The sequence below is a fragment of the Burkholderia sp. AW49-1 genome (genome assembly GCF_053427845.1).
The window spans coordinates 1-11,340 of sequence record NZ_JBSAXF010000058.1 but is presented as its reverse complement, the minus strand read 5'-3'; the positions used below and the strand labels follow the sequence as shown (position 1 = coordinate 11,340).

9 protein-coding genes are annotated in these 11,340 nt (G+C 62.4%); 5 read left to right on the top strand and 4 right to left on the bottom strand.

Annotated features, from left to right (window positions below):
* Positions 1–269: 269 nt before the first annotated feature.
* The 4 genes from ACV22W_RS33060 to gltS all read right to left on the bottom strand — a co-directional run bounded on the left by ACV22W_RS33060 (position 270) and on the right by gltS (position 6,048).
* Positions 270–725, bottom strand: a complete 456-nt coding sequence (locus ACV22W_RS33060) for a hypothetical protein (RefSeq protein WP_448023732.1) — start codon at positions 723–725, stop codon at positions 270–272.
* Positions 726–911: 186 nt separating this feature from the next.
* Positions 912–4,259 carry an ATP-binding protein gene (locus ACV22W_RS33055; protein WP_448023730.1) on the bottom strand — a complete coding sequence of 1,116 codons (3,348 nt, stop codon included), beginning with the start codon at positions 4,257–4,259 and terminating at the stop codon, positions 912–914.
* A 188-nt stretch (positions 4,260–4,447) separates the two neighbouring features.
* The gene (locus ACV22W_RS33050; RefSeq protein ID WP_448023728.1) at positions 4,448–4,678 is read right to left on the bottom strand and encodes a hypothetical protein; all 231 of its coding nucleotides are present in this window, start codon (positions 4,676–4,678) and stop codon (positions 4,448–4,450) included.
* Between the two features lie 158 nt (positions 4,679–4,836).
* Entirely contained in the window at positions 4,837–6,048 is a 1,212-nt protein-coding gene (gene gltS / locus ACV22W_RS33045) for a sodium/glutamate symporter (RefSeq protein ID WP_448023727.1), read from the bottom strand.
* Between the two features lie 383 nt (positions 6,049–6,431).
* On the opposite strand from gltS, the gene ACV22W_RS33040 reads away from it, so the two are divergent.
* The 5 genes from ACV22W_RS33040 (at position 6,432) to ACV22W_RS33020 (ending at position 11,187) form a co-directional block, all read left to right on the top strand.
* Positions 6,432–7,688 (top strand): putative Na+/H+ antiporter, encoded by a 1,257-nt coding sequence (locus ACV22W_RS33040; RefSeq protein WP_448023726.1) that lies wholly within the window; start codon positions 6,432–6,434, stop codon positions 7,686–7,688.
* Between the two features lie 231 nt (positions 7,689–7,919).
* Positions 7,920–8,135: an SDR family NAD(P)-dependent oxidoreductase gene (locus ACV22W_RS33035; RefSeq protein ID WP_448023724.1), complete on the top strand. Its 216-nt coding sequence runs from the start codon at positions 7,920–7,922 to the stop codon at positions 8,133–8,135.
* A gap of 128 nt (positions 8,136–8,263) precedes the next feature.
* Positions 8,264–8,668: an SDR family NAD(P)-dependent oxidoreductase gene (locus ACV22W_RS33030; protein ID WP_448023723.1), complete on the top strand. Its 405-nt coding sequence runs from the start codon at positions 8,264–8,266 to the stop codon at positions 8,666–8,668.
* A gap of 245 nt (positions 8,669–8,913) precedes the next feature.
* The gene (gene bla / locus ACV22W_RS33025) at positions 8,914–9,807 is read left to right on the top strand and encodes a class A beta-lactamase (RefSeq protein WP_448023721.1); all 894 of its coding nucleotides are present in this window, start codon (positions 8,914–8,916) and stop codon (positions 9,805–9,807) included.
* Between the two features lie 45 nt (positions 9,808–9,852).
* The gene (locus ACV22W_RS33020) at positions 9,853–11,187 is read left to right on the top strand and encodes a M20/M25/M40 family metallo-hydrolase (RefSeq protein WP_448023719.1); all 1,335 of its coding nucleotides are present in this window, start codon (positions 9,853–9,855) and stop codon (positions 11,185–11,187) included.
* Positions 11,188–11,340: the final 153 nt, after the last annotated feature.

The window sequence follows — 11,340 nt, the reverse complement described above, 5'->3', positions numbered from 1 at the left end:
GTTGGTGCACTACCTGAGGTTAAATGGGTATATCGTGCCGGGCAATATGACAGGCGAGTGACGGGCGTCGGATTTATCCGATCTGTAGCGAATGGGGCCGCGACACGCTTGCGCACGTGTCTGCCCGGCGATGGGCGCGGATTATATTGGCTGTGCGCTGGCTCCGTTTGACCCAACGTGCGGACCGGTCAGGACCGCTTTACCAACGCGATCCCGACTCGTGCCAATCCGATTCATCCGGAAAGGTCATACGCACGAAAACATGTGAATCACTTTCCGTCAGTCTTGGTGTTGGAATGCGATTTTTGACCTTCGAAATGGTGAATTTTGTTTTCGGCATTCACTCCTACGGTAATATTATTCGACCTGGAGTTTTGAGGGTTGCCAGATGCATTGTAGTTTGTCATGCTGACATTGCCGCAATAGTTGTGTTGGCTGCTTTTTCCTTCGACCTTGGAAAAGTTGTTTGAACCGAATAATTTTGATTTATCTGATTTCTGCGGGTCTGAATTCTTGTAGGCATCTGATTTTTTGTATTTGTCGAAATCTCTCGCCATTTGTATGGCGCTCAATGCGGAAAGCTGGGTGCTCTGTGGGACGCTCGGGTCCTTTTGGGCCCGATGTCGAACTTCACCTTGAGGGCCTTCAAAGGGGGTGTGCTTCTGGATGAATTTTTCGGAGAAACTGTTTTGGACGATCCGCGGTGCGGGTCGGTCGATCGGCATGGCTGGCCTCATGAGTTGGAAAGTCGATGTCGCTTGTTGAAGCCAGTGAAGTATGAGGAGATTTGCGAATAACGTCCGGGAATTCATGCGATGCAGAATTTTGAAATGCGAATAGGCCGACCGAGATCGAGAAAACGATCGGCTCCAGGCGGTTTGCGGGGCGACTGAATCGCAGCATGGAAAGGGCTATCCGCGTGTCGCGACCAGTTGTTCGACCGTATCGATCCACTGCAACATATCCGCAAGCATGTCGCGCGCCGGTGCTTCATCGAGCCGGTGCTCGAAGGTGCGAACCTGAACGGCCTGCGCCGCGAATCCGAATGCGCCGAAGCATCCCTTGAGCGAGTGCAACGGGTCACGCAGTCCGTCGAGGTCGACAGCCAGGCACGCACGCCGCAGGCGAGCGAGATCGTCGAATACGGAGGCGGAAAAGATTTCGCCCATGTCGGCCGGCACGATCCTGTCGGCGGTGCTACTTTCCGGCAAGGCGTGCAGTGACTGATCCGCTCCGGCATGCTGTTTGAGTGCATCGAACAGCATGCTCAACGTCACGGGCTTGATGAGGGTTTGCTCGATGCCGCTTTCCCTGGCGTTTGAGAGCACGTCTGGAGCAGGATTGGCGGAAACGGAAACGATCGGCACGGTCGCCCCGCGCCGCCGCGCCTCCAGCGCGAGTTCGCCGCCGGTCATGCCGGGCATGTTGAGATCCGTAAGCAGCACATCGAACTGTCGATCGTAAAGAAGGATCAGCGCCTGCTCGCCGCTTTCGACCGCTTCGACATCGCAGCCGAGCACGCGCAATTGCTCGGCGATCAGGCGCCGGTTGGCGGGATTGTCGTCGACGACCAGAATGGTGAGACCGAGTGCGATGTCTTGACGATCGGGCGGCCGGAGCGGCGAAATCATGGCGTGTGAACCGCCGAGCGACGCATATAGGCCGTCGATCGTGTAACAGGAAATCGACGTCACGCGGCCGATCCTGGTGGGAAGGCTCGGGCCGTCAGGCGAAGCGATGACGACGCGCCGGGCGGCGTTGAGCAGCCGATCTTCGTCGACGGCGTGCCAGTCCGCCCGGTTTCCCCACAGGATCATCACATCACACACGTGGGCCGCCGCCGTGCCGAGCTCCGCCGGGTGACCGCTCGCGGCGATCGACACCCCCCAATGCACCAGGTGACGCGTCACATGATGCGTCCACTCCGGGCGTGCTACGGCCAGTATCGCGCTTATGCCGGTCAATGTGCCGGCGCGCGCGCTGTCCACCGGCTGCGCGGCCGCTGCGACGGGCATGCGCACACGGAAGTGACTGCCGCGGCCCGGCACACTGTCGACCGAGATCGTCCCGCCCATGCCTTCGGTCAGGCGCTTGCATAGCGAGAGACCGAGACCCGTGCCGCCGAAGCGTCGCGGCACGGTAGTGTCCGCCTGCCGGAACGCATCGAAAATCCCGGCCTGCTGAGCTGGGTCAATGCCGATTCCCGTGTCGTCGACGCCCACCTCGAGCGTCGACGGGTCGGTCGAGAGACTTCCCGGGGAAACGTCGAGTGTCAGGGTGATCCTGCCATGCTCGGTGAACTTGATCGCATTCGACAGCAGGTTGTGTACGATCTGGGCAATGCGGGTTGGGTCGCCAGTCCAGTATCGCGACTCTATCGTAGCGAATTCATGCACAAGTTCGAGCGACTTTGCTCGGGTACCCGGCACGAACAGGGTCGATGCCTGCTCGACTAGCGTGACGACATCGAACGCGATCCTTTCGTACCGCATCTCGCCCGATTCGATCTTCGACCAGTCGAGAATATCGTTGATGATGCGCGTGAGTTGATGGCCCGCCTGCTGGATGGTCGTCACGTGCTTCCGTTGAGTGGTGTCCAACTCCGAACGGGCCAGCAGTTCCAGGTGGCCGAGCATTCCATGCAGCGGAGTGCGGATCTCGTGGCTGGTCGCCGCGAGGAACGCGGATTTGGCGGCATTGGCCGTCTGAGCTGCGCGTTGCGCATCGGTCATCCTGATCTTCAGTTCATGTTCCGCAGTGACGTCGGTGAGCGCGGCGACGAGAACATCGCGGCCCTGATATCGGTCCGATGCGAGGCGCAGCGCGACTTGCATCGGTGCGGCATCGGGCCGCTCGAGCGTGAGGACGTCGGAGACCGCATCCGGGCGATCGGCTTCGGCGGTGCATGACGATGCGTGGGTGGCGTGCGCGTAGCATTGCAGCAACATGGCCGCGATCCCGTGCGCGCCGGCGCAGACCGACGACTCGAGCCGCATCATCGCCGGGCTGCGCAGTAATGACGTGGCGGTGCGCATGTCGACGAGCGCCAGCCCGACCGGCACCGTGTTGACCAGCGTGCGGCTCAGGTGTTCACTTTCCAGCACGCGCATGGAGCGGGCAAGCATCGGGCGGAATACTTTGTAGTCGAATGCCGCGAGCAGGGTCCAGATCATCGCGATGATGCCGAGACTGATCGCCAGCGTGGCGGCGACGGGCGCGTCCAGTTCGTCGAGCACGGTTTGCCAAGGCACGGCGTAGAGCAGGGTCCAGCTCGTCGTCCCGAAACGCTCGCGAAATACGAGCATGCCCCCTGGCGCGAATTCGTGGGCGTTGCCAGAGGAGGAGCCGGCGGCGAGCGCCGGCATCCGACGCTCGAGCGCAGCACGCGTGAGTGGGTTCGTGGTCGCCGATGCGATGATTTGCCCGTCCGGCGTCGCCACCGCGAAGGCCCCGCTGAATCGCGCGTGTGGCAGAGAAGCCGTGACGAACTCGGCCGGAAGTTCGGACACGATGTCGAAGGCCGGCAAGCCTTGATGCTCCCTGAGCACGGTGGCGATGCGAATGACCGGTGCCCCGGTCAGCAGATCCGGTATCGGCGCGAGCCATCGAACCGGACGCGGGAGCTGTGTTGCATTTGCACCGACGGGCGGCCCTTTGCCGGCCGTCGCAAGCTGATCGGCCAACCGGCGAAATAGCACGTGCCGATCAGCGATGACATGCGCGAGATCGGCGGCCGACAGCGGGTGCTGGAAGGAAAGCACGGCCAGTGACCTGTCTTCGGAGACCGCATAAGTGAGCGATGCCATCGCACCGCGATGGGAAATGGCATCGAACAGCGGAGCCATCCCGGTTGCCAGCTCGATCGTCCGTGCGACCTTGTCGCGGTCGAGATCGCCGCTATCGGTGCCGATTACCACGATTCCTGGACGATTTGGCAGCGCAAGGACGCGCTGGTGTGCGAAGAATTGATCGACGGCCGCATCGGCAGACATCGAGCCGCGCTGCCACAACAGCTCGGCATTGACCGCGAGACTTCGCAGGGACGCTTCGAACCGGCCGGTTTCGTCAGCGACATGACGGAGCTCGAGCGCCAGCGCGTGCCGCTCGCGCGCAGCATGGCGATCGACGATCGACACCGTATTGAATAAAAGCGCGGCCAGGATTGCGAGTGTCACGATGGCACCGCCGCCATGGATCAGCGCACGCTGATAGCGCGCAAAGCGTTGCAGATAGGCGCCGGGCGGTTGGTCGGGATTCATTGGCGGGATGGCGGGTCGCAACGATGTGATGCTAGTGCACGAAAATCATTCGAATACCGTACCGTGACGGGTCGCGTGGCAGCGATGCGAGGGCTGACAGTTCGAGACGCGAACAGGTACCACGCGGAAGCGACCGACCGAACGTCGGCCGAAGTGGAAATCCGGATGCGTGCCCGGCCCGTCGCCAATCAGGCGCCGCCCGGCATCGGGCCGGGCCGGGCGGATCGGCGCCCGGCAACCGGGTCCTGACGCTGGGTTGCGGCAGAGGTGTCCCATTCGCCCTTCATCGTTTGACGTCGCGACGGCGATGCAAACAGATATTGATTCATCATTGAAATGAATTGCTGCTGGCTCGAATCCGCCATATTCGAAAACTGGATCATCAGATGAAGTGCATCCGGTTGGAAATGGGCTGCCATGATTCTCCTTAATTAGGAATAACGAGATACCAAGGTTGCCACAGCTCACCGTTTCAATCCATTTGACGGGTCAAAATCTCACGGCAATTCGTCTATGTCGAGACTCCGCCATCGAAATGATCCGCTTGATTACTACGTATTCGAAGCCGGACACGCGCTCAGCTATAGATCGGCAGTGCGAGAAACAGCTTGATCACGATCGCGTTCGCGATGTCGATAAAGAATGCGCTGACCATCGGCACGACGAGGAAGGCCATGTGCGATGGTCCGAAGCGTGCGGTTACCGCCTGCATGTTCGCGATCGCCGTGGGCGTTGCGCCGAGTCCGAAGCCGCAGTGGCCGGCCGCGAGCACGGCGGCATCGTAGTTTCGCCCCATCAGGCGGAACGTGATGAAGATCGTATAGGCCACCATCAACACCACTTGCGCGCCGAGCAGTACGAGCATAGGTAACGCGAGCGACGCGAGCTCCCACAGCCGCAGTGTCATCAGCGCCATCGCGAGGAACAGCGACAAGCTGACGTTGCCGAGCAGTGCGACGGCATGTTCGGACACGCGCCAGCCAAACAGCGCGAGACCGTTGCTCAGCAGCACGCCGACGAACAGCACGCACACGAAGGTTGGCAGCTCGAACACGGTGCCACGGATCAGCGACTCGATCGCGGTACCGCCAGACAGTGCGATCGCGAACAATGCCAGCGTGTTGATGAACGCGGACGGCGTCATCGACTGCCGCTCCTTCGGATGCTCGAAGCCGCCCGTATCACCGGTGCTAGTGTATGGTGCGTGTGGTGCCGCCGTGCCGGGCGTTGCTAGGTTGCGCGTCAGGTAGCGCGCGATCGGGCCGCCGAGCAGGCCACCGAGCACGAGCCCGAAAGTGGCGCAGGCGATTGCGACCTCGGTGGCCGACTGCAAGCCGTGACGCTCTGCAAAGACCTTGCTCCACGCGGCACCGGTGCCATGCCCGCCCGAGAGCGTGACCGATCCGGCCAACAGCCCGAGCAGAGGATCGAGACCGATCGCCTTCGCGAGCCCGATACCGATGGCGTCCTGCAGGGTCAGCAGGCCCAGCACGACAAGCAGGAAGCGAACCAGCATCGGGCCGCCTGACTTGAGGCTCGACAGTTTCGCGTTCAGGCCGATCGAGGCGAAGAATGCGAGCATCAGTGGCGTCTGCATCGCCGTGTCGAAGCGCACCTCGATGCCGCCCGCGCCGCGCAGCGCGGTGAGTGCGAGCGCGACGATCAGCCCGCCCGCGACCGGCTCGGGGATCGTGTACGCACGAAGCAGGCCGATGCGCGCGACCAGCCATTGACCCAGCAGCAGAACGAGAGACGCTGCGACGAGTGTGCCGAAGGTATCGATTTGCATGAGCGTGTCCGGATCATTCAGTGATGCGATATTATCCGCAAGCGATGTCGCTGTGGAATGGCGCTACGCAATTCTTCATAAATGCTTTCTTGCGCCTTTCATGCTGCGGTGCGATACAAGAAGCATGGCTTTCATACTGGAACGATGTACTTTCGTACGCGGACAGCAGTCGCAGGACGGTTTCCTAACTACAATCGTTCGCGCATGCTCCAAGGCATTTTTCTATTGATTTTCAGTTTTTTGCAGTCTTCCGGAGGTGGCGGGCGCATGCCAGCGCGGTTTCCCGGACGAGTGCCGGAAAGCACGGCACTGCGGGCTTGCCTTGTTTAACCGTACCGACGCGCCGAGCCGGCGCGCTGGTTCATCATTCACGGGAATCTGTCATGCCCCATTCGGTTGAAATCGCCGGCGCGGTTATTTTCGCTCTCGCGCTGCTGCACACGTTCCTCGCGAAGCGCTTCGAGGTGCTCGCGCATCGCCACCCGCGTCACGCGGGGTTGTTCCACTTCCTCGGCGAGGTCGAGGTCGTGTTCGGCTTCTGGGCACTCGTGCTGCTGATCACGATGACCGCGCTCGCCGGCCCGAAGCTCGCGCTCGACTACGCGGAGTCGCGCGCATTTACCGAGCCACTGTTCGTGTTCACGATCATGGTGATTGCCGCGAGCAAGCCGATCCTCGACGCCGTCACGGGCCTCGTGCTGCGAATTGCCCGCGTGATTCCCGTCGATACGACCGTGGCCGTCGTTTGGCTGTCGCTCACGCTGATCCCGTTGCTCGGTTCGTTCATCACCGAGCCGGCCGCGATGACGCTCGCCGCGCTGATCCTGCGCGACCGGTTGTTCCGGGCGCCGGTCGCGGAGCGCTGGAAATACCTCGCACTCGGCGTGATGTTCGTCAATGTGTCGATCGGCGGCACGCTGACGGCCTACGCGGCGCCGCCGGTGCTGATGGTCGCATCCGCGTGGGGCTGGGATAGCATGTTCATGGCGACGCAGTTCGGCGGGAAGGCCGTGGTGGCGATGCTCGTCAACGCGACGGTGCTCACGGCGCTGATGCGCGGCGCGCTCGAGAAGGCCCCGGCCGCCGCTGCGGACGCAGGCGGCGTGCACGCGCCGGCCGGCGTGACGCTGATCCATTTCGGCTTCCTGGTCGGCGTCGTGCTCGGCGCGCACCACCCGGTGGTCTTCATCGGCCTGCTGCTGTTCTTCCTCGGCTTCACGGCCGCGTACGAGCGTTACCAGTCGCCGCTGATGCTGCGCGAAAGCCTGCTCGTCGCGTTCTTCCTCGGCGGGCTCGTCGTGCTCGGCGGCTTGCAGCAGTGGTGGCTGCAACCGATTGTCAGCTCGATGGACGCGTACGCGCTGTATGCGGGCGCGCTCGGCCTGACCGCCATCATGGACAACGCGGCGATCACCTATCTCGGCTCGTTGATCGCGGGCATGCCGGACGAAGCGAAGTACATGCTCGTCGCGGGCGCGGTGGCCGGCGGCGGGCTGACCGTGATCGCCAATGCGCCGAACCCGGCCGGCCTCGCCATCGTTCGCAGCGGTTTCCAGGACGAATCGGTGAGCGTGCTCGGGCTGCTCGCCGCGGCCATCGTACCGACCTGCGTCGCGACTGCCGCGTTGTTGCTGCTCTGAACGGGCACCGTGCGGATCCGGCCAGCACCTTGTTCGTCCCGCGCGCGGCCACTGACATTCCGGATTTGTCAGGCGGGGAAATCGGATGGGTCCAATGGGATGGCGACAAGTCACCAGATACGATGGAGACATCACAACTACCGGCGGTAACACGTCAGTCGCGCTGCAGCGGCAGCGTCAATTCGAACTAACCGGCGCTCCTCAGGAGCCGGGCTGCTTCAAGGAGGTTTCATGACTCTCGCCAACAAGGTTGCCGTGGTTACCGGCGGATCGCGCGGTATCGGTGCCGCCATCGCACAAAAGCTTGCCGCGCAAGGAGCCGCGGTGGTCATTGTGTACAAAAGCAATGCGCAGCAGGCGCAGACGGTCGTCGACACGATCGCCGCCGCGGGCGATATCGCGGCGGCCTTCCGCGCCGACGTGTCGGATCGTCCGGCTTGTCGATGAGGTTGTCGCCGCGATCGTGGAGCGTTTTGGCCACATCGATATCTTGGTCAACAACGCCGGTGCGTTCGAGGCCAGTGCTTTCGGCAACATCGACGCGGATCTGGTGCGGGCGCGTATTCGATGCAAACATGGGAAGCGTTCTGAATGTGACGCAGACCGCGGTACCGTATTTTCCGGCCGCGGGCGGACGCATCGTCAACGTTTCCTCCAACCTGATCTACTCGCCGCGCCCCGGTGCCGGTATCTATGCCGCGAGCAAAGCGGCCGTATCGGTGCTCACAAGTGCCTTTGCCAAGGAACTCGGTGCGCGGGGCATCACCGTCAACGCTGTTGCACCTTCCATGATCAGTACAGACATGACCGCTGCAACACCTGAAGCACGGCGCCAGCAGGTGATTGCCGGTACGCCCGCGGGACGCATTGGTGAACCGGTCGATATCGCCGGCGTGGTCGCATTTCTGTCCTCGGATGATTCCCGTTGGATCGCCGGCCGCACGCTGTTGACTGACGGAGGCTTGACTGATGCACTCTGAGCAAGAACCCAGGTGAGCCGCTTAGGGGCACTTCCTCGGTGAGGTCGTGTTCGGCTTCCGGGGAGGCGCGTGCTGCTATGAACGGGCGCCGTCCCGATCCGAAGGTGAACGCAGGGAGGTGGCATAAGAAATACTATCAGCAGCATGCAGTTTTCGTTGATTGTATTGTAAATGTAATGTTGAGATAGTATTGCCTTGCCATCCGAGAATCAGGACTCCTTTTCATTACGCACGAGATAACCAACATGACTGAATCGCCTCGACGTCGCACCCTGCTGCTGGCCGCCGTGACGTCACCGCTCATTCTTGCGCTGCCCGCGCGCGGGTCGTTGCCGGTCGGCAGATTTGCCGGCGCGCCCGAAGCGTCACTGGCCGCGCTCGAGCATGTCGCGGGCGGCCGCCTTGGTGTGTGCGCGATCGACGCCGTAACCGGCAGGCGCGTGTGGCATCGTGCCGACGAGCGGTTTGCGTTCTGCAGTACGTTCAAGGCGGTGCTGAGTGCGGCGGTGCTCGCGCAGAGCATCGCGCGCCCGGCGCTGCTGCAGCAGCGCGTGACATACCGGAAGGCCGATCTCGTCACTTATTCGCCCGTGACCGAGCGGCACGTCGGCACCGGGATGACGGTCGCCGAACTGTGCACCGCGACGGTCCAGCACAGCGACAACTCGGCCGCGAACCTGTTGATGAAGCTGATCGGTGGGCCACAAGCGGTGACCGCATTTGCACGCTCGATCGGCGACGACATGTTCAGACTCGATCGCTGGGAAACGGATCTGAATGCCGCGATCCCCGACGACCCGCGCGACACGACAACCGCCGGTGCGATGGCGGCCAGCCTGCGTGTGCTGGCGCTCGGAGACGCATTGCCGGCGCCGCAGCGCGCGCAGTTCGTCGCTTGGCTGCGCGGCAACACGACGGGCGACAGGCGGATCAGGGCGGGCGCACCCGCCGGCTGGCCGGTCGGCGACAAGACCGGCACCGGCGGCTATGGCACGACCAACGACATCGGTGTGGTATGGCCGCCCGCGCGCGGGGCGATCGCGCTTGCGGTGTTCTACACGCAGGCGCGTGCCGATGCGAAGCCGAACGAGTATGTGATCGCGGAGGCAACGCGCATTGCGCTGGCCGCGCTTGCGTGAGCGGGGCTGTTCACCCTGTCGCCGACCATCACCGAAGAACAAAAAATGGATCATCGAATCGACTTAACGCTCGCGGCGGCGCTGCTGTCGCTGGCCACTTTTCTCTCGCCTGCTGTTTTCGCCGCCGCGCCGCCTCAATTGTCGGAACGGGAGCGGCAGATCAAGGATTACATCGACGCGAGGCGCGACGAACAGATTGAGCTCCTGGCAGAGCTCGTGAACGTCAACAGCGGCACCCGTAATATCGAAGGGGTGCGCAAGACCGGCGAGAGGCTCGTGCCTGAGTTCGAATCGCTGGGTTTTGCCACCCGATGGATCGATCTGCCAGCCGAAATGCGGCGCGCGCCGACGCTGGTTGCCGAGCGAAAGGGGGCGTCGGGCAAGAGGCTGTTGTTGATCGGGCATCTGGATACCGTCTTTCCACAGAACAGCCCGTTTCAAGCGTTCGAGCGCGACGGAAATACTGCCACTGGGCCCGGGATCATCGACAACAAAGGCGGGATCGTCGTCATTCTGTACGCGCTGAAGGCGCTGCACGCGGTACAGGCGCTTCGGGATGCCAGTATCGCGATCGTGCTGACCGGAGACGAGGAAAGCAATGGAAAACCGGTTTCCATCTCGAGAAGGCACCTGATTGAACTGGCCAGGCAAAGCGATGTCGTGCTGGATTTCGAGCCGACCGTGAACGGTCACGCATCGATCGGCAGGCGCGGCACGGCCCATTGGTTGATCACCGCGCAGGGGCGTGAAGGCCATTCGTCGATCATCTTCAGCAACGAAGTCGGGGACGGGGCTGTGCTCGAGATGGTGCGCATACTCAATGACATGCTGGGTGCGATGCGCGCAGAGCCCGGGCTGACATTCAATCCGGGCGTTGTCGTCGGCGGCGTGCAAGCCAGTTACGGGAAGGACGACGGGCAGGGCAGGGTTTTCGGACGCACCAACCTGATGGCCCGCGAGGCGATCGCAAGCGGCGATGTGCGATATCGGTCCGCCGCGCAGCGAGACCGGGCGAAAGCGACGATCGAGGCAATCCTGCAAAAACCTCTGCCGGGCACGCATGCCACGTTGCAATTCGACGAAGTGCTGCCACCGATGAAGTCGACCGACGAAAGTGCAAGGTTGTTCGAGAAATACAGCGCGATCAGCGAAAGACTGGGCTACGGAAAAATCTCCGTGCTGTCCGCCGATTTTCGGGGCGGGGGAGACATTTCATATGTCGCGCCCTATGTCACGGCCGCACTCGTCGGGATAGGTGCAAACGGCAGCGGCGAGCATTCGCCGCATGAAACGTTGAACGTTGATTCCCTTTTCATCCAATCCCAGCGTGCGGCGTTGTTGATGCTGGACTTGATCCAACCGGCAGGCATGGTGAAATAGCCGAGCCCGCACATTCGAGCCTGTGTCGAGGCCTGCGTGGCGCCTGACGAGCCGCTCGTATCCGGGGGAGTTGATTTCAAGCAGCGCGCTGGCGCGGGTTCAATGGCGCAAGCAGATTGGGTTGCGAAAACTGCTCCGCGGCAAAAGCACTAG